The 18,034-nt window shown below is 54.1% G+C and carries 18 protein-coding genes and 1 pseudogene; 9 read left to right on the forward strand and 10 right to left on the reverse strand.

Features of this window, described 5'->3' with window-relative positions; genetic code table 11:
• Nucleotides 1–46: 46 nt before the first annotated feature.
• Nucleotides 47–673, reverse strand: a complete 627-nt coding sequence (locus tag GC56T3_RS10055) for a TetR/AcrR family transcriptional regulator (RefSeq protein WP_013145419.1) — start codon at nt 671–673, stop codon at nt 47–49.
• 193 nt (nt 674–866) lie between these two features.
• Between GC56T3_RS10055 and GC56T3_RS10060 the strand changes: the two genes are divergently transcribed.
• Nucleotides 867–1,115, forward strand: a complete 249-nt coding sequence (locus GC56T3_RS10060; protein ID WP_013145420.1) for a hypothetical protein — start codon at nt 867–869, stop codon at nt 1,113–1,115.
• Nucleotides 1,116–1,121: 6 nt separating this feature from the next.
• Entirely contained in the window at nt 1,122–1,256 is a 135-nt protein-coding gene (locus tag GC56T3_RS20175) for a hypothetical protein (protein ID WP_013145421.1), read from the forward strand.
• A gap of 54 nt (nt 1,257–1,310) precedes the next feature.
• On the opposite strand, the gene GC56T3_RS10065 is transcribed toward GC56T3_RS20175, so the two are convergent.
• Nucleotides 1,311–2,099: a GNAT family N-acetyltransferase gene (locus tag GC56T3_RS10065; RefSeq protein WP_013145422.1), complete on the reverse strand. Its 789-nt coding sequence runs from the start codon at nt 2,097–2,099 to the stop codon at nt 1,311–1,313.
• A gap of 167 nt (nt 2,100–2,266) precedes the next feature.
• On the opposite strand from GC56T3_RS10065, the gene GC56T3_RS10070 reads away from it, so the two are divergent.
• On the forward strand, nt 2,267–2,524 hold the full coding sequence (locus GC56T3_RS10070; RefSeq protein WP_013145423.1) for a DUF6154 family protein: 258 nt from the start codon (nt 2,267–2,269) through the stop codon (nt 2,522–2,524).
• 166 nt (nt 2,525–2,690) lie between these two features.
• Here GC56T3_RS10070 and ilvA read toward each other — a convergent pair whose 3' ends face one another.
• Nucleotides 2,691–3,899, reverse strand: coding sequence for a threonine ammonia-lyase (gene ilvA / locus GC56T3_RS10075; RefSeq protein ID WP_013145424.1), 1,209 nt, complete (start codon nt 3,897–3,899; stop codon nt 2,691–2,693).
• A 526-nt stretch (nt 3,900–4,425) separates the two neighbouring features.
• On the opposite strand from ilvA, the gene GC56T3_RS10080 reads away from it, so the two are divergent.
• From GC56T3_RS10080 to GC56T3_RS10095, 4 genes are all read left to right on the forward strand, one after another.
• Nucleotides 4,426–5,595, forward strand: a complete 1,170-nt coding sequence (locus GC56T3_RS10080; protein ID WP_013145425.1) for a DHHA1 domain-containing protein — start codon at nt 4,426–4,428, stop codon at nt 5,593–5,595.
• Between the two features lie 134 nt (nt 5,596–5,729).
• Nucleotides 5,730–6,992 (forward strand): nitrogen regulation protein NR(II), encoded by a 1,263-nt coding sequence (locus GC56T3_RS10085; RefSeq protein WP_013145426.1) that lies wholly within the window; start codon nt 5,730–5,732, stop codon nt 6,990–6,992.
• Nucleotides 6,993–7,183: 191 nt separating this feature from the next.
• Entirely contained in the window at nt 7,184–8,464 is a 1,281-nt protein-coding gene (locus tag GC56T3_RS10090; RefSeq protein ID WP_041468208.1) for an IS110 family transposase, read from the forward strand.
• A gap of 395 nt (nt 8,465–8,859) precedes the next feature.
• The gene (locus GC56T3_RS10095) at nt 8,860–10,227 is read left to right on the forward strand and encodes an MATE family efflux transporter (protein WP_013145427.1); all 1,368 of its coding nucleotides are present in this window, start codon (nt 8,860–8,862) and stop codon (nt 10,225–10,227) included.
• Between the two features lie 98 nt (nt 10,228–10,325).
• Here GC56T3_RS10095 and GC56T3_RS10100 read toward each other — a convergent pair whose 3' ends face one another.
• The 5 genes from GC56T3_RS10100 to GC56T3_RS18680 form a co-directional block, all read right to left on the reverse strand.
• Nucleotides 10,326–11,219: a DUF1028 domain-containing protein gene (locus GC56T3_RS10100; RefSeq protein ID WP_011231083.1), complete on the reverse strand. Its 894-nt coding sequence runs from the start codon at nt 11,217–11,219 to the stop codon at nt 10,326–10,328.
• 139 nt (nt 11,220–11,358) lie between these two features.
• The gene (locus GC56T3_RS18670; RefSeq protein ID WP_013145428.1) at nt 11,359–11,496 is read right to left on the reverse strand and encodes a YjcZ family sporulation protein; all 138 of its coding nucleotides are present in this window, start codon (nt 11,494–11,496) and stop codon (nt 11,359–11,361) included.
• A 33-nt stretch (nt 11,497–11,529) separates the two neighbouring features.
• Nucleotides 11,530–11,628, reverse strand: a complete 99-nt coding sequence (locus tag GC56T3_RS18675; RefSeq protein WP_013145429.1) for a YjcZ family sporulation protein — start codon at nt 11,626–11,628, stop codon at nt 11,530–11,532.
• 127 nt (nt 11,629–11,755) lie between these two features.
• Entirely contained in the window at nt 11,756–12,685 is a 930-nt protein-coding gene (gene rarD, locus GC56T3_RS10105) for an EamA family transporter RarD (protein WP_013145430.1), read from the reverse strand.
• A gap of 183 nt (nt 12,686–12,868) precedes the next feature.
• Nucleotides 12,869–12,973 (reverse strand): YjcZ family sporulation protein, encoded by a 105-nt coding sequence (locus GC56T3_RS18680; protein WP_013145431.1) that lies wholly within the window; start codon nt 12,971–12,973, stop codon nt 12,869–12,871.
• Between the two features lie 288 nt (nt 12,974–13,261).
• Here GC56T3_RS18680 and GC56T3_RS10115 point away from each other — a divergent pair.
• Nucleotides 13,262–14,625, forward strand: a pseudogene (locus tag GC56T3_RS10115) (ISLre2 family transposase).
• 422 nt (nt 14,626–15,047) lie between these two features.
• On the opposite strand, the gene corA reads toward GC56T3_RS10115, so the two are convergent.
• The gene (corA, locus tag GC56T3_RS10120) at nt 15,048–16,004 is read right to left on the reverse strand and encodes a magnesium/cobalt transporter CorA (protein WP_013145432.1); all 957 of its coding nucleotides are present in this window, start codon (nt 16,002–16,004) and stop codon (nt 15,048–15,050) included.
• A 237-nt stretch (nt 16,005–16,241) separates the two neighbouring features.
• Nucleotides 16,242–17,129, reverse strand: coding sequence for a cation diffusion facilitator family transporter (locus GC56T3_RS10125; RefSeq protein ID WP_049775744.1), 888 nt, complete (start codon nt 17,127–17,129; stop codon nt 16,242–16,244).
• 168 nt (nt 17,130–17,297) lie between these two features.
• Between GC56T3_RS10125 and GC56T3_RS10130 the strand changes: the two genes are divergently transcribed.
• Nucleotides 17,298–17,996, forward strand: coding sequence for a class I SAM-dependent methyltransferase (locus GC56T3_RS10130; RefSeq protein WP_013145434.1), 699 nt, complete (start codon nt 17,298–17,300; stop codon nt 17,994–17,996).
• Nucleotides 17,997–18,034 lie beyond the last annotated feature (38 nt).

The raw sequence follows: 18,034 nt of genomic DNA on the forward strand, positions 1-18,034 counted from the left end.
AGCGTTTTCAAAAAACCGACTAGTTGGTCTGTATACGATCAACAACTTATTCGGCGGCCGGCCGCAACAAAAACCGCGCCGCCGCTGGGTTTTCTGGTGTGCGGAGCACCGCATGCAAAATGAAATCGGCAAAATACGCCGCGATCTCCTCAATTGACAGCGGACCATCCGGATTGTACCATTTGTATGTCCAGTTGACCATGCCGATAATGGACATGCCAGTAATCTCCACCGACAGCTCCGGACGAAATTCCCCGGCTTCAATCCCCTCGCGAATGACTCGAAAAATGATTTGCTTGAACTCTTCGCGCTTTTCATTGATCGGTTCAGCGTATTCCGGTTTTAAGTACGTGCTTTCCTGGTAAAACACGGTGATGTGTGGTTTATACAAATGAAACACTTTGACAAACGACTGAACGATGGCGTACAAGCGCTCGGTCGGCGTAGGAAAGCCCTCATACGCCTCCTGCGCTTTTGTCAGCGCATACGTGATAAAGACATCATGGATATGGTACAAGAGCTCGTCTTTTGATTTAAAATTATGGTAAAAACCGCCTTTGGATGTGTCGCTTTCGGCAACGATGCGGTCGACCGTCACGCCGTGGTAGCCGTATTTCTCAAATAAATGAAGCGCCGTATCGATAATGCGGTCTCTGAGCGGTTTGTCAGCCATAGAAAATCCCCTTTGCCATTTATATTACACTATTTTCTGAAAAAGTGAAATATTTTTTTGTTTTGCCTTTACCATACCCGAACTGCACCATGATTGTCAACCATTGCTTCTCATGCCCAACACGGTCGTACAGGGCCTGCCGATACATAATGGCCGCCATGTTTTCAAATGATAAAGATGGAGGTGGCTTCGATTGGAACCGATGCTATGCCCAAACTGCAAAACGAACCGGACGCGGTTTCATCTCATTGAGCAGCACCCGCGTGCGGTCAAGCTCGATCCGCACACCGGCGACATTGAGCACGAATACACAAACGAAGCGCTCGAACCATTCCATCTCCCATACCGCGGCCCGAGCTACCGCGTCCAATGCGGCGTCTGCGGGCTGATCGAAGATGCGGACATGTTCATTCAGCGCGCTAAATCGTCTCCATTGAGGTGATTCCATATGGCGAACAAAAAACAAACACCTTCTTCCATCGTTGACCAAAAGCAGCTCGTCAACGACAAGGCAAAAGCGATGCGGGAGCACGGCGGCAAGCACATTCGCCGCGTCACGCCAAACGGGGCGGACGGGCAATAAACGCCGGCTTGCTTCTGCGCAGAAGCAAGCCGGCGGAGCTTCCGCTTTTCGTTGCTAGCGGTACATCGCCCACAGCCCAATATCGCGAAAACCAAGGCGGCGGTAGATGCGGCCAGCGGCCGGGTTGTCGTAAAACAAGCACGGCATCTTCCCTTCAGCAAGCAAATCGCAAACGAGCTTCGCCACGATGGTGCTGGCATACCCTTTCCCTCGATGCTCCTGATCCGTGCAGACGCCGACGATCATCGCCGACAATGAGTTTTCCGCTGATGTCGATGCCGCGGCCACCATTCGGCCGTCTTGTTCAATGTAGTACGTTCTAGCTGAATTGGTTTCCATCCCTTTCACTAGCATATCGCGGGACGACGGCCTCGTCTCAAATTCGGCAATGCGGCGCCGCAAGTCGAGAATCCGGTCGACATCGGCCAATTCGGCTTTTTTGACGGCGAACGCCCCCATTTCTTGGCGGGCGTATTCATCCGTCCGACACTCGCAAAAGTAAAGCGTTCGCTTCGTCCCAAGCGGCAGCCGCTCTTCGAACTGCCTGGCAATGTCCGCCTTGCCAGACAGCTGGATGGACGATGATTGGGCTGTCTCGCGGATGAGACGAGCAAAGCCATCGGCATCAAAATCGCCAGGCGCGTACGGAATGTAGGAATCGTAATAACGGAGCAGCACCGCCTTCAGCGAGCCGGCATCGTCAAACTGCCCCCAAACGTCTTGGAAATCGGCGTCATAGCCAAACGACTCAATATCGCCGATGGTAAATAAATTGAACGACGGATCTTGCCGCAAAAACGAAAATACTTGTTGATGGTCTTCGGCCGTTAACCGGCGAATCATAGAATTCCCCCGCTTTTCGAATGATATTTTTTCCATTATACTATGAATCATCCCTGCTGCCAATGGCATTTGTGGCGTCAAAGCGAGAGGATTGCCGATGCCCCTAAGTCCGCATCGGCCAACTGCAAAGAAAGGAGGAAGCCCGCTCTCAAAAAAGCGAGGCGACGATGCCGATGAAGTTTATTGACGATCTGTACGAATACTATAAAGATCGACTGACCGGAGATGAAGAAGACGCCGAATCGGTGGCGATGTCGATTTTAGATGAACTTAGCCGCCGCGATGTGCTCAAGCTGACCAACGAGATGACCGATGAAGAGCTGCTCGGCATGTTCGGTTTGTATGTCCTGGAAAGCTTGAAAGCGAAAATGGCCCGCGAAGGCCTCGGCGCAACGCGGCCGCAAGATGCGCCGCGTGTGCATTGACAAAACAAAACGGCTGTCCCCCATGTCATAAGGAACAGCCGCTATGTTGGGCAAATGATGGTTTCGTATTCATTTGGCAACCCTGTGAACATGATTTCGAAGACGGCTTTTCCATTGCTTGCTTAACAGACAGTGGCGAAACACAAACCGTTTTCCCATCGCGCGCTCATCGGTAAAACTGTACATCATAGCCTTCTTTCAACAACACTTGGTAGATTTGCTGAATATGGTCTTCGTTTTTTGTCTCGAGCGAAAAGTGAATTTCCGCCTGGCCCGGCAACACTTTGGCGCCGATGCGCTGATGATGAATCGACATGACATTCGCCTCGAGCTCGGCGATAATGCGAAGCAGTTTGTTCAACTGGCCCGGCTTGTCGGAGATGACCGTTGTAAACGTAACGAATCGCCCGGCTTCGACAAGCCCCCGCTCAATAATGCGGGAAATGAGCGTCACATCGACGTTGCCGCCGCTTAGCACAGCGGCGACTTTTTTGCCGCGAAACGGCAGCTTTTGATACAACAATGCCGCCAACGGACAAGCTGCCGCCCCTTCGATTAACAGCTTGTTCCGCTCGAGCACATACAGCATCGTCCGTGAAATTTCCGCCTCTTCCACGCACACAACGCCATCGACGTATTGCTCAATGTATTGGTACGTAATATTGCCCGGCTTTTTCACGGCAATCCCATCGGCGATCGTATTCGATGCGGCAATGGAGACGGGCTGTTTATGGCGTATGGCCGCCGTCATGCCTGGGCAAGCCGATGACTCAACGCCGTACACTTCAACCCATGGCTTCAGCTGTTTTAACGTAAACGCCACCCCAGCAAGCAACCCGCCGCCGCCGACCGGACAAAGAACGACATCGACGTCGGGAAGCTGCTCGATCAGCTCTAAGCCGATCGTCCCTTGGCCAGCCATCACCGCCAAGTCGTCAAACGGGTGTACAAACGTCATTCCCCGCTCGCGCTGCAACTCTAATGCATATTCCAAAGACTCGTCAAACACATCGCCGTACAGCACGACTTCCGCCCCGTAGCTTTTCGTCGCTTCAATTTTGCTGAGCGGCGCCCCTTTCGGCATGACGATCGTGCACGGAATATGAAGCATGCCGCTCGCATAGGCGACCCCTTGGGCGTGGTTGCCGGCCGAAGCGGCGATGACGCCGCGCGCCCTCTCTTCTTCCGTGAGCGACATAATTTTATTGAATGAGCCTCTTACTTTAAACGAGCCCGTTTTTTGCAAATTTTCGAGTTTCATATATACATCATTGCCAGACAGCCGGCTGAACGTTTGCGAATGCTCAAGCGGCGTTTGATGGACGATGCCTTTCATTTTCGCTCGCGCTTGTTCAATGTCTGTTAACGTCAACATCATCAAACCACCCTTTCTGATCGGCGATCGGTTCGTTTTCGCTCCGTTTTATTATATACAAAACGTTTCGCCGCCGACAAATGTTGCTTTTCTTTTGGATGGTCACTCTTTTTTTATTGATTATTTAGCACATAGTTTTTTTATTATTATATTGTTTAACGAACCATCACTGCGATCCGTTGCATTTTGTCAGCTGCTTGAAGGTAGGGGATTTGACAAAAACCATCGCAAAACCGATTCTTTTCCAGTTGAGAAGCTGTGTACAATCGTCTTCTCTTTTTTGACGAACTTTGGCATGGTATGCAAAAACAATTTTTGTTAATTCCATTGATGATTTAGCACATTGTTTTATCAATTAGGGAATTTGTCTTCATTTGGCTGTGATCCATCAAAACCTAATAGCGCCAATGGAATCCTTCGCCCGTTTGATGGGAGAAAGCGGTTGGGAAGATCCACGATAGGCAAATGCGAGCGAATTTGCTAATATGAAAGAAAAGTATTCGGAATACGAAAGGATGAAGCGATTGTGACTGAAAAGTTGTACTATACGGCGCCGGACGTTGCCGCGTGGACAACGGCGGTGACAAGCGTCCGCCAAGACGGCGAGACATACGTCGTCACATTGGCTGAAACGGCGTTTTACCCGGAAGGCGGCGGTCAGCCGTCTGACGCCGGCACGATCGCCGGCTTGCCGGTGCTCGATGTGTTTGACGAAAACGGGGAAGTGTATCACCGCCTCCCTGCCCACCCGGGAATGGGCGTCGTTTCATGCGTCCTTGATATGAAGCGGCGCCGCGATCATACACAGCAGCATAGCGGCCAACATTTATTATCTGCTGTATTCATCGAACAGCTCGGCGCAGAAACAGTCGGTTTTCATCTTGGGCGCGATGTCGTGACGATCGACATAACGGTGGATGCGCTGACGGAGTCGGAAATGCTGGCAGTGGAAAACCGGGCCAACGAGCTCATTTACGCTAATCTCCCGGTCGATACGTATTGGGTGACACCGGAAGAGGCAGAACGGATGCCATTTCGCAAGCGGCCCGATGTTCAAGGCAATGTCCGTGTTGTCGAGATGAAAGGGATCGATTTGTCGGCGTGCTGCGGCACCCATGTGAAACGCACGGGTGAAATCGGCGTGATCAAATTGCTGAAAGCAGAGCGCCATCGCGGCATGACGCGTCTTTCCTTTCTTTGCGGCGGCCGGGCTCTCGCCGACTACCAGCAAACCCACCGCGTCGTGCAGGCGGCAGCAGGGCGGTTCGGGACAAGCCGCAATCAGCTGCTTGAAGTGATCGCGAAATGGGAACAAGAGAAAAAGGAATTGGAAAAACGGCTGCGCCAATACGAGGAAATCGTCTTTGCCGTCGAAGCCGAACGGGCCGCCGCCGAATCGGGGCGTGCAGTGATTGGCCGTTACGACCAGTATGGGGCGAAAGAGCTGCAAATGATCGCCCGTCTGATCGCCGACCGTTATGGCAAAACCGCGCTGCTCGCCTCCACACCCGATTGGCGCGCCGTCATCGCTAAATCTCCATCTTCCTTGCTCCACGCAGGGAACTGGCTGAAAGAACAAACCGCCCTGTTTGGCGGCAAAGGGGGCGGCAACGAGCGGCAGGGGCAAGCTGCTTTTCCGTCTCTTGAGGCGCTTAGCCAGTTCCTTTCCCGCGTGGAAGCGGCAGGCATCGATTGACAGCGCCTGCCCGCACCCTCCGGTTTCTTGGATTCGTTTCGTCCCCGTCGGATCGATAGGATGTCCGCCATAGCCAACGGAGGGCGGTTTTTGTAAAATAAAAAACGAAATGTGCAGCTAAGGAGTTTGGAAAGATGAACGATCGACTCGTACAATCGCAAATCGAAGAGCTCGAACGAAAGCTGCGCGCTTATGAGCGGCTCATCGAAAAGCTTCCGTTTCCGTTCACCTTTGCCGATTACGAAAGTGGAATCGCCATCGAAAAAAAGCGCGGCGACGTCCGGCCGCACCTTCGCACCATTCCGCCGTCCCTTGAAAAGGAAGCCAAATGGCAGTGGGATATTGACTTGTATCGCGACGTACCGTTTGAAAAAGTGGAAGCCTTTTTGACGCCGTTGCTCGATCTTGTTCCACACCATATCGTCTTTGTCGACGCTCAAGGGATCATCACGCTTTGCAATTTGCAGGCGGCTGTTGACACCGGCGTGGACCGCGACGCCATCATCGGCAAACATATTCGCGAGCTGCTGAAGCTCCCTGATGAGCTGATCGCGACGCTCGAATCGCTTGAAAAAGGCGAGCCGCTTTACAATTACGAAGTGCTCGACCGATTTTACGGCATCGTCAACACCCGTTTTATTTACAACGATGACGGATCGATCAAACGAGTCATCAGTATGTTTCAGTCGCTCAATATGATGAAAGAAACAGAAAAGCTGGCGGTCGCTGGCCGCATCGCCGCCGGCATCGCCCATGAAATCCGCAATCCGCTGACGACAGTGCGCGGATATTTGCAACTATTGAAAAGCGACTTGCCGGATCGCATCGCCTCGCTCGTTGAGCGGCTTTTAATTCCTGAGCTCGACCGGGCGAACGATATTATCACGGATTTTTTGAATATCGCCAAGCCGGCGGACGTCAAAATGGAGACGTTCAACTTGCACCGCTTTTTGCGCGACGATGTCGGCGTCCTATTGCAAAGCGAAGCGCTATTGCATAACGTCGACGTCCATTTTGACCTTGATGACCAGCTTGACGATTACGAAATGAACGGCGACCGCAGCCAGCTTTTGCAAGTGTTTTTAAACTTATTTCGCAACGCCGTGGAAGCAAAAGTGGCGAAAACGATGAGGGTGTCGATCTGCAGCCGAAAAATCAACCATCTCGTTCAGCTTCGCTTCTGCGACGATGGGCCCGGCATTCCGCCGTCGGTCATCGACCATGTTTTCGATCCGTTTTTTTCAACGAAGGAAACGGGAACTGGGCTCGGCCTGTCATTATCGAAAAAAATCGTCGAACTGCATCGCGGGACGATGAAAGTGCAAAGCGACGCGCACGGCACATGTTTTTTGATCGAATTCCCGCTTTGCAGCCAACCGCCGTTCCTTTCGTCATAAATCGCTTCCGAAGAGGGGGCCATCCCAGCTTCGGAAGTGGAGAGATTGATGATTTAGAACAATGTGTCACTTTATCACAGAAAAGGAGCATTCCCGTTAGGAGCTTTTCCGGGGACTTGATCAAAAAAAGCCCTCTTGGTATGATGCAGGGGTGTCAAACACATCACTCACCATACCAAGGAGGACTTCAGATGAATTGTACACAAAACTATAAAATTGATCAAGTCACCGAACAAACGCTTGTCGTGGGCATCGATATCGCGAAACGAACCCACTACGCCTGCTTCGTGGATGACCGGGGGCGTGTGCTTCGCAAATCGTTCCCGATCTTCCAGTCGAAAGAGGGCTTTCGCCAGCTGTATGAAGCGATTCAGGAGGCGATGCAAGCGTTCGGAAAGCCGCAGGTGATCGTCGCGGTGGAGCCGACCGGGCACTACTGGTTGAACCTGGCCTACTTCCTCGAGGAGCACGGGATCCCGTTGGTCATGGTCAACCCGGCGCATGTGTGCCGGTCGAAAGAACTCGATGACAACCTGCCGACGAAACATGACGCCAAAGACGCCCTGGTCATCGCCAGACTGGCGAAAGACGGACGATTCCTCGTCCCCCGGCTGCTGCACGAGATCGAAGCCGATTTGCGCGTCGGGAGCACGCTCAAAGAGAAGCTCCGCAAGGAACAGACGGCGGTGAAAAACGCGATCGTCCGCTGGACCGACCGGTATTTTCCGGAGTTTTGGACGGTGTTTCGCGACCTGGGGAAAACGGCGCTTTCGGTGCTGGAGTGGACGCCGCTTCCGGCCGATATGGCCAGCCGATCCGCCGAGGAGCTCATCGAGGTGTACCGGCAAAGCGAAGGGCTGAAATGCCCGCAGAAGGCCAAAATTCAGGCGTTGATCGACGCCGCGAAGGACTCGATTGGGGTGACGGAAGGGACGACGATGGCCCGGTTTGAAATCGCCGCGCTCGTCCGCCGATACCGCCAATTGGAGGCTGAGATCGCCGCGTTGGACGCCGAGTTGAAGGCGTTGGTTCAAACGACGATGGAGTATCAATGGCTGAAAACGGTCGACGGGTTGGGAGACGCCACGATCATCGATCTGCTGGCGGAGATCGGCAGCTTCGCCCACTATCGGGACCCGCGTCAATTGGTGAAGTTGGCGGGCCTGACGCTCAAAGAGAACTCCTCCGGCCAGCGCAAAGGGCAAAAGCACATCTCCAAACGGGGACGGAAACGGCTGCGATCGGTGCTGTTTCGGGCGATGATTCCGCTGATCCGGCACAACGAGGCGTTTCGCGAGCTGCATGAGTATTACACGACCCGCCCCGTCAATCCGCTGACCGGAAAGCAGTCCATCGTCGCATTATGCCGGAAGCTGTTGAATGTGCTGTTTGCGATTTGTACGAAGAAACAAGCCTTTGACGCGGAGCGAATGAAACAGGACGTCTTGTCCCAGGTGCAACGGGCGGCCTAAGGCCTCCCCCTGCGAACGGAAGAATCGTTGGACAACAGGATGACACCGGAGAAGCTGGCGTGATTTTATCCATTCGACCTTGAGTCCCCAAAGGAGCTTGGCCGGCCTCCGCCTGATGACGAGACCGAACGAGGGAATGTTGGCGCGAAGACGCCCGGAGACATGGGAGGGTTCGTCCTCATCAGCGACGCGGAGATCCAAAGGGTGCATCGAATACGCTTCTCCCCACGGAAGGAAAATATCCCCAGCCGTGGCCGCGAAGCGCACCCTAGGTCTGTAAGATATCCACAAAACTGAAAAAGGATGTAAGGGATTTTGTCGAAAAATATTTTTTGGACACCCCTGAGGGGCCGAAAAGCCTTGATAAATCAACATTTCTAGAGGGAGGAGCCATTATGGCAACGACCGCTCCGCCCAACGGCAAATGGCGGCACCTGTTCGCCTTGTTTCTTCCCATTTTTGTTTCGCAAACCGGTCAATATGCCATGAACTTTGTCGATGTCGCCATGTCCGGTCATGCGAGCGCCGAAGATCTTGCCGGCGTCGCGATCGGCTCAAGCCTATGGGTGCCGGTGTTTACCGGCGCCGGCGGCATTTTGCTCGCCCTGTCCCCGATCGTCTCACACCATTTCGGCGCCGGACGGCATGACTCGATCACTCGCGCCGTCGCCCACGCGCTCTACTTGGCTGTCGCGCTTGCTGTCGCCATTGTCCTGATCGGCGCCGCTGCCGTGCCGTTTATCTTGAAACAGATGTCTTTGGATGAAAACGTTCGGCATATCGCCTTTCATTATTTGCGCGCCTTGTCGTTTGGGATCATCCCTCTGTTTCTTTATTCTGTGCTCCGCTATTTCATCGATGCGCTTGGGCAAACGAAAGTGACGATGTGGATTACGCTCACCGCCTTGCCGGTCAATATGCTGTTCAACTGGTTGTTGATTTACGGGCATGGCGGATTTCCGCGCCTTGGCGGCATCGGCACTGGTTACGCGACGGCGATCACGTATGCGTACTGCTTCGCGGCCGCTGCCTTTGCCGCTTTGAAATTTCGCCGCTTGGCTCCCTATCGTGTACTCGTCCGTTTCTACCGTCCGTCATGGGCCGCATGGAAAGAGTTGCTGAAAACCGGGGTGCCGATCGGGTCGGCCATCTTTTTTGAAACGAGCATTTTCGCTGCTGTGACGCTGCTTGTCGGCCGGTTTGGCGCGGAAACGGTCGCCGCGCATCAAAGCGCCCTCAACTTCGCTTCACTGTTGTATATGATTCCGCTCAGCTTATCGATGGCGCTGACGATCGCCGTGGGCGTTGAAGCCGGGGCCAACCGTTATGAAGCCGCCAAACAATATTGCTTGATCGGCATCACCCTCGCCTTGTCCGTCGCTGCCGCCGCTGCATTGTTTCTTTCCGTCTTCCGCGGCGATGTTGCTCGACTGTATACAAACGATCCGACAGTGGCGGCGTTGACAGAGAAGTTTTTGCTCTATGCGATCTTCTTTCAAGTTTCCGATGCCATCGCCGCTCCCATCCAAGGAGCGCTGCGGGGCTATAAAGAGGTTAACGCCGTTTTTTGGTCCGCTCTTCTCGCCTATTGGGGCGTTGGGCTTCCGCTTGGCTGCGCGCTCGCTCTACTGACTGCCGCCGGGGCGTTCGGCTATTGGATCGGCCTGATCGCCGGATTGGCAACGGGCGCGCTGTTTCTCAGCTTTCGCCTGGGGGCCGTTTGGCGCAGACATGACAGCGGGCGTGCGCCATGCGCCTTTTAAGAGGGAGCGGTCGATAAACAAGGATGTCCCGCCCAGTTCTAGGGACATCCTTTTTGTTTCAGCATGATGGATCATGCAGTCGACAAGGCCGGTTTCCCTTAGCCGACCTCGTTAGGCGACGGCTGCTGCTTCATATACTGTAATACATCGAGGTCGATTTTTCCTTTCTCCACTTGGCGCTCCTCAAAATTTTCTGTATGTATATACACGGTCAGCGCCTCATGAAGCGCCTCGCGATCCGCCGAGCGCTCTTTCGATAAATAACCGAGACGGACCAAGTGGGCGGCCACCTCTTCCTTTACCGTTCCTTCAATCGCTGCCACTTTTTCGGGACGCGGTTTCTCAAAGTAAAGCTGGCGCAACTGATACAAGCGAATAAGCTCCTCGATCGGCCGCGGGTGATCATCGACGCGCAAGTCGATATAACGGTCATTGTAGCCGCCATATCCCCCTCCTTCTTTCACGACAAGCAAGGCGGCCGACTGTTGCCCGCGGCGGTCGCCCCCCGCTGCCTGACCAGCTTGAAGCGCCTTTAGCAATCGTTCGGCGAGCGGACCTTTTGTCTGCTCAAACGCCCTTCCCATTGCCAGCACCGTTTCCTCGCCTGCTAAAATATTGCCTTGAGCCGCATAGTTCGGCCCGGTGATGCCCCCGGCCCACGGGTAACATTTTTTCCCGGTGAACGTCGCCGCCCGTCCTTTCGCATCCACGATGCCGACTTGGCGCAAATCGCGCTCACTGTCATCGGCAACGAGCAACTCAAGCGTTTCTTGCGCCGATTTCCCTTTTGCCATCCATTCGAGGCCGCGCGGTCCGTACGACGTGTTGGCGTACGATTGCGTCGCCACCGCTCCGACGCCCGCTTTCGCCCACGGAACAACCGCACCAACGCCTAAAAATTTCGATTGAACAGCGATGCCAAGCTCCCCGGTCGCCGGATCGAACGCGACGATCGAAAACGTCGCGACGATGTCTTTTGCAATATGTGTCATTTCCCCGTCCTCCATATGCTTTCCATTTTCTCATCGTTTATGATTTCTCCACTTCCTTTCGTTGTTCCTGCCTGTTCACAAAAAAAAGCGGGGAAACGGCCGTTGCCCGGCCGTCTCCCCCCGCATGCCCATCATCCGCCTAGCACCATGTTGCCCCGACGATAATGAGCAAAATAAACAAAACGACGATCAGCACGAAGCCGTAGCCGTGGCCGTAGCCGCCCCAGCCCGGATAACCGAAGCCATAGCCACCCCAGCCATACAAGCCATATGGCATATTCGTCACCTCCTTGCTAGCAAGTAAGAGGCATCAGTACACCCAACCACCGACACATGCACATCCGACAATAATCAACAAGATGAACAGAACGACGATCAACGCGAATCCGCCGCCGTAAGCTGCACCCATTTGCCAGCACCTCCTTCGTTTTTGTACTAGTAGACTATTCAGAAGCCGAGGAAATGGTTAGATGTTTCAGCAAAAATGGGTATTTGCCGCAGAAATGGAAAAAAAGCGGCCCGTCCTCGGACCGCTGCTACGCCTCGAGCGAGCTTCGCTTCCATTTTTTCCGCCCTGGCGCTTGCTTGATTTGAACAGCGGAAAACAAAATAAGCGCCGCCCAGATGCAGCTAAACGCATAAAAATGCGCTTTCGTAAACGGCTCGCCGAACAAAAAGACGCCAAGGAGAAGGCTGATCGTCGGCGAAATGTATTGCAAAAAACCAAGTGTTGTCATCGACACACGCTTCGCCCCTTTGGCGAAATACAAAAGCGGCACGGCCGTCGCTGGCCCGGCTCCAGCCAACAGCGCCCATTGCCACCATTCGGCCGTCTTGACGAGGGCTGGCGTTTCGTTGTACACCCATAATAAGTAAACGGCTGAAAGCGGCATGACGGCCATTGTTTCAAGCGTCAAGCCAATGGACGAGTCAACGCTGGCCAGTTTTTTCACTAAGCCGTAAAACCCGAACGTCAACGCGAGCGATATGGCGACCCACGGAAACGCGCCATATTTCGCCGTCATCGCCGCCACGCCGGCGGCGGCAAGAAAAACAGCGGCCCACTGCCCAACGCTCAACCGCTCGCGCAATACGATCGTCCCAAGCGCCACGCTGACAAGCGGGTTGATATAATAGCCGAGGCTCGTTTCAACGACATGATGATGATTCACCGCCCATATGTAGACAAACCAGTTGGCGCTGATGAGCACGGCAGCAGCGGCGATCCCCCTTGCCTTAGCCGGCCGACGGCGCATCGCCCGAAGCTCCCGGCGGAAGGCGCCAAGCTGCCCAGTCGCTGCCAAAAGGATGGCCATAAACACGAACGACCAAACGATGCGGTGCGCCAAAATCTCAAGCGCCGGGCGCGCCTCTAGCAGCTTCCAGTAAAGCGGCAATGCTCCCCACAGCAAGTACGAAGCAGCAGTATACAAGATGCCTTGCTTTTCTTCGCTCCAATGCCCCACGTCGTCTTCTCCTTTTCCATGATCATTTCTGTTCCATTATACCGCCGCTTCACTTTATCCATCAAAACACTCACCCGCATCGCTCGACGCGGTTGCCCAATGGAGAAGGGGCGCAGCTGAATATGAGCACCCGCCCCCCTTCGCGGCCCGTTTGACCGCCGCCCTTTCTTATTTTTTCGCTCATCAAGCGACACAGGCACAGCCAACAATAATCAGTAAAATGAACAGGACGATGACGACCGTATAACCGCTGTTGACAAAACCGCTCACGGCGGGCACCTCCTTCATCGGTTCACAGGGCCATCATATGCGCCCGCCCGCCCAAACGGCCGGGCGAATGCCCAAATTTCTAGAAGATTGGTGAAAAACCGGCTCTTCACCACAAGTGTGAGTAAAATATTTGTGGGTGACATTCCGAAATGATCCCCGACGAGGGTTGCGAACTTTTGTTCGCGACGCTCGTCGGGGCCACCAAGCGAAGCGCGGTAGAAAAAAGCAAATGTCATGCAAAAAGGACTCTCTCCCTGCTATGATGGTGATTGTCAACATCAACCGAAAACAGGAGGGAGAGAGTCCATGAAACATCTTACCACAGAATGGCCTTTATTAAAAGAGCTGGAGGAACAATTAGTCAGAACTCTTCAAAAGGTGTTCGCTGTCTTGTTGGCGGCCCTTTTGGAGGAGATTGATCAACAACTGGCGGAAGCGCGGGACAAGCGCCGGTATCAGCTGAAAGACAAACGGCCGACTACGATCCAAACGCTGTTTGGAGAAGTGACGTTTCGACGGAACTACTACTATGACCGGCAAACGGGGAACTATACCTTCTTGCTGGATGCCGAATTAGGCTTTGATGGGCCCGATCGATCAGTCCTTGCCTCGAGGAAACGGCGGTCGAGTTGGCCGTAGAGTGCTCTTCCTACCGCAAAGCGGCTCGCACACTCGAGTCGATCGTAGGGTATGCGGTCATGAGCCACGAGGCGATTCGCCAACTGGTGCTGGAGGCCCCTGTCTCGCTGCACCACCCTGTTTCCAAACGGCACGGCCGAGTGCTGTTTGTGGAGGCGGATGGGCTGTTCATTTCCCGCCAGGGGAAAGGGAAACGGGCGAAAGAAGAGAAAATCCTGGCGATTCACGAGGGATGGAAACGAAACGGTTCGCAGCTTGAGCTGGTAAACCGGCGCCACTACCTCCATGAAGGGGCGGGAGACGTGTGGGAACGGTTTGAAGAGTGGCTGATGAACGAATATGCCTATGATCCGTGCCGGGACCTTTTGATCATCAACGGCGACGCGGCGTCGTGGATCACGGCCTGCCGGGAGTATTTTGGGAAGCGGGCGTGCTTTCAGCTGGATCGATTTCATGTGGCGCGGGAGCTGCGTCAGTGTCTGTCCGGCCATCCGCGTTGGCGGGAGGTGCGGAAGAAGCTGGCGAAACAAGACGAAGAGGGGCTTCTGGTGGAGCTGAACAGCGCGGTCGGCACGTTGGAGGACGAAGCGAAAGAGAAGCAGATGGCTGCCATGATCCGCCGGATCGAGTCGATGCCGGGATGCATCCGGGACTATCGGGAGTGGCTGTCGGAGCAAGGGGTGGAGACGACCGGCATGCGTCCGATGGGCCACGCCGAGAGCGTGATGAGCCGGTTTGCGCATCGGGTGAAATCCCGCCGCAGCTGGAAAGACCAAGGGCTTCGGGCGTTTCTGAGGGCGATGGCGGCCCGAATCGACGGGATCGGGTGGAGAAAGGGACGGTGGGAGGAGCAAGAGCCCCAGTCGGCCGTCTCGGCCTCAACAAAGTCCAAGCGGATCGAACAGGCCAAACGGAAGGCCGGACGGTTATGGGCAGATGTGGTGCGTCAGAATCTACCGTGTCTGCAGCGGTCATCCGGGACGCCGATCCATCAAGCGTTGTCGGCGCTCCGGGATGGTGGTTGGGTGTAAAAAAATGGAATATCGTATCATCGCCTCAAGATGAGGGATGAGAGTCCGAAAGCGCTTACGATATTAATTCCTGAAAATGGTTCGCTAACTAGTGATTGACAACGCCCGTAGTGAACCGAAAAAATGTTCTCCACAAAGTCTTGACTGACTCTCACCACAAAATGTACTTGACAAAAAACGTTTTTCATGATAAGAACGTCAAAAAGATTGATTACCATTTTTTTGTTATTTTTGTTCAACCGGGAGGGATAATATCATGTTTGTTCCTAAAAGTCAAGTACATCTTTCGGTGATGAACCGAAAAACCGCGTTTTCTTCAAAAAGATGGGTCCACGAACGCACGGAAGAGCCGTTGATCCATTGGCGAAAGCTCCTTGCTGGAGCGTTTTCTCCGTTAAATCACCGACCTTCTAGAAAAACGCCTATTTTTCTTTCGTCCCCGTCTCTCCCCACCAACCTTTTCGCTTAAAATAGAGGGCGATGAGCATAGCAACGGTTGCCATGAGCAACAAGGCAAACGGGTAGCCGTATCTCCATTTCAGCTCTGGCATAAACGCAAAATTCATGCCGTATACACCGGCGATAAACGTCATCGGCAAAAATATGACGCTCACCAATGTCAATGTCTTCATAATGACATTCATATGATCTGATTTGAGCGACAGTTGCAAATCGAAAATGGCGGACAATGATTCCTTAAACGCGTCGAGCGCGGCGGGCACGCGCGAGAATCGCGACGCCACTTCCTCGATATACGGATTCGTCTCTTGGTTGATATACGGCAAATCAGCGTGGCGGATCATTTTGATCGCTTCTTCCTGCGCCTCGGCGATTTGGCGCAGCTCATGAAGATGTGTTTTCATCCGATAAATCTCGCGCCCGATTTCGTTGGCAAACGGGGTCGCAAACACTTGCCGTTCAAGCGTCTGAATGCGGTCAGCGATCTGATCGATGACTTGCAAAAAACGGATGGCGGCCAAGTCTAAAAAGTGATACAGCACATACCCGGGATACAGCGCCTGATCGCGATGGTTCAACAAACGTTCTTTCACGTGATCAACAAGTGGATCGTTTTCATCCATATAGCTGATCATATATTGGCTGCCGGCCAGCAAACGAACGTTCACTGTCCGGCCGGACGGACGAACGATAAACAGCGATAAGAAGAAACATCCTTCGTATTCGTCAAACGTGGGAATATCTGTCCCGTTCATCAGCCGCTGTTGGGCGAGAGGGTGAATGGACATCGAAGAAAGAAGCTGCTCCAAATCCGGCTTGGCGGCGGCGGTGAAATGAAGCCAACACGACTGGCTGCCCGCGGGCGCATGGCGTTTGTACGTTCCGTCAACCGTCAAACGAAAGTTATGCTCGATCGCCATAGACTGACGTCCTTTCCATGCAAACGATTTTAATTGTATTGTTTGCTGTTTGACGCAAAACTACTCCCCTCCCGCCGCCAAAAACAAGTCAGCGGCAACGGTTTGGCCGCATCCGCTCGCTGTTGGCGATAAGCAACTTCTCCCGGCTGCATCCCGCCTGCAAAGCGTCACATCCCGACAAGTCATTCGCTGTCTAGGCGCCTCGCCGCGTCCGCCCGCCAATGCGCCCGAAGCCAGTCAGCGCACCGCTTCCGGTTCCACATGGACGTGCGTCGCCCGAATGTTATGCCGGTTTCGCATCAAACGCTCGACTTCATCAGCGATTTCATGGCTTTTTGCCACCGTCAAATGCGAGTCAACGCGGATCGTCACTTCCAGCACAATGTCGTTGCCTAACATGCGCGCTTTAATGTCAGCGACATCGCGCACGCCGCTCACCGCCGCGATTTCGTCTTTATAAACGGCGAGCTGCTGTTCATCAAAACCGTCGGTGAGCGTATGCGCCGTCTCCATAAACACCTCCCACGCCGTCTTGCAAATCATCGCCCCGATCACAAGCGCCGCCAGCGGATCAAGCCATGGCCACCCAAGCCGCGCGCCGGCGATGCCAATGGCGGCGCCAATGCTCACCAGCGCATCCGATAAATTGTCTTTCGCCACGGCCGCCAGCGCCATGCTGTTCGTCCGCCGCGCCAGCCGGCGATTGATTGCATAAACGCCAATCATAACGGCCGCCGAGGCGAGCGCAACCACAGCCGCTAAAACGTCAGGAGCCGCTGCCTTTTCCTTGCCGAACAGCGAGCGGACGCCGCTTGTGATCACGTCAATGCCAATGGACATCATCAAAAAAGCGGCCAACAGCGAGGAGATGTTCTCCGCCCGAGAATGTCCGTACGGGTGGTTGCAATCACGCGGTTTTTTAGCGATTTTCATGCCGATATAGACTGCCGAGGAAGCGATAATATCACTCAAATTATTCCAACCGTCCGCTTCCACCGCATCCGAGCCGAACACCGCCCCAGCCAACAGCTTGCCGGTCGAAAGGAGAAGATAGACGAAAATGCTCAGCAGTGCGCCCGCCTCGGCTCCTTGTTTTCGATCCACTTTCTTCACCAACCTAGCCATCTCATTCTTGCACGTATCAGTGTACCAGCTTGAAGCCGGTTGGGTCTACAGCAAGAAAATTTCCTTTTTTCATAAGAATAGGGACAAGCAAATTTTTTTGTCTAAAGGCAAAATCGAGCGCATTTGCGTATGATAAACCAAGTCGAAACAAAAAAAGGAGAGGAACAGATGTCTGCATATTTAGACTGGTTGGCGGACATGGGGATCGATGGCGCTCACCCAGGCGGTTTTGAGTTAACAAAACAAATCTTACGTAAACTTAAGATCGACCGTTCGACATCCGTGCTTGACGTCGGCTGCGGCACCGGACAGACGGCGGCTTATATCGCCGAACAGTACGGGGCCAACGTCACCGCCATCGACATCCACCCGACGATGATCGCCAAGGCGAAACAGCGTTTTGCCGCCAAGGCGGTCTCGGTCCGTTTGCATCGCGCCTCGGTCGAAGCGCTCCCGTTTCCCGCCGGGACGTTTGACCTCGCGCTTTCTGAATCGGTGCTTGCTTTCGTTTCATTGCCAAACGCGCTCGCCGAAATCCGCCGCGTGCTCAAAAACGATGGCCTATTCGTCGGCATTGAAGCGTGTCATGAGCGGCTGACCGCCGCCGAGCAAAAGCAAATCGCCGCCTTTTACGGCTTCCGTCAGCTAATGACATCAGCGGAGTGGAAAGAAGTGCTCGAACAAAGCGGCTTTGGCTGCCGCCAGTTTTCCTACGCGGCTGCAGCCGAAGCGCCAAGCCTTGGGGCACCCATCGTCATCGCCCTTCCGCCGACACCGGAGATGGCGAGCATGTGGCAGATGCACCAACAGTTGACAGCTCAATTCGGCGACCGTCTTGGCTATTGCGTCTTTTGCTGCGAACCATAGCTGGCAAGAAAAACGGCGTCCTCGACGAGACGCCGTTT

Origin of the sequence: Geobacillus sp. C56-T3, from assembly GCF_000092445.1 — a bacterium.
Lineage (GTDB): Bacteria > Bacillota > Bacilli > Bacillales > Anoxybacillaceae > Geobacillus > Geobacillus thermoleovorans.

Excerpts from the sequence above, each read along its gene's own strand:
- GC56T3_RS10055 (WP_013145419.1), bottom strand. The coding sequence starts at position 673 with ATGGCTGACAAACCGCTCAGAGACCGCATTATCGATACGGCGCTTCAT.
- GC56T3_RS20175 (WP_013145421.1), top strand. The coding sequence starts at position 1,122 with ATGGCGAACAAAAAACAAACACCTTCTTCCATCGTTGACCAAAAGCAG.
- GC56T3_RS10065 (WP_013145422.1), bottom strand. The coding sequence starts at position 2,099 with ATGATTCGCCGGTTAACGGCCGAAGACCATCAACAAGTATTTTCGTTT.
- GC56T3_RS10070 (WP_013145423.1), top strand. The coding sequence starts at position 2,267 with ATGCCGATGAAGTTTATTGACGATCTGTACGAATACTATAAAGATCGA.
- ilvA (WP_013145424.1), bottom strand. The coding sequence starts at position 3,899 with ATGTTGACGTTAACAGACATTGAACAAGCGCGAGCGAAAATGAAAGGC.
- GC56T3_RS10085 (WP_013145426.1), top strand. The coding sequence starts at position 5,730 with ATGAACGATCGACTCGTACAATCGCAAATCGAAGAGCTCGAACGAAAG.
- GC56T3_RS10090 (WP_041468208.1), top strand. The coding sequence starts at position 7,184 with ATGAATTGTACACAAAACTATAAAATTGATCAAGTCACCGAACAAACG.
- GC56T3_RS10095 (WP_013145427.1), top strand. The coding sequence starts at position 8,860 with ATGGCAACGACCGCTCCGCCCAACGGCAAATGGCGGCACCTGTTCGCC.
- GC56T3_RS10100 (WP_011231083.1), bottom strand. The coding sequence starts at position 11,219 with ATGACACATATTGCAAAAGACATCGTCGCGACGTTTTCGATCGTCGCG.
- GC56T3_RS18670 (WP_013145428.1), bottom strand. The coding sequence starts at position 11,496 with ATGCCATATGGCTTGTATGGCTGGGGTGGCTATGGCTTCGGTTATCCG.
- GC56T3_RS18675 (WP_013145429.1), bottom strand. The coding sequence starts at position 11,628 with ATGGGTGCAGCTTACGGCGGCGGATTCGCGTTGATCGTCGTTCTGTTC.
- GC56T3_RS18680 (WP_013145431.1), bottom strand. The coding sequence starts at position 12,973 with ATGAAGGAGGTGCCCGCCGTGAGCGGTTTTGTCAACAGCGGTTATACG.
- corA (WP_013145432.1), bottom strand. The coding sequence starts at position 16,004 with ATGGCGATCGAGCATAACTTTCGTTTGACGGTTGACGGAACGTACAAA.
- GC56T3_RS10125 (WP_049775744.1), bottom strand. The coding sequence starts at position 17,129 with ATGGCTAGGTTGGTGAAGAAAGTGGATCGAAAACAAGGAGCCGAGGCG.
- GC56T3_RS10130 (WP_013145434.1), top strand. The coding sequence starts at position 17,298 with ATGTCTGCATATTTAGACTGGTTGGCGGACATGGGGATCGATGGCGCT.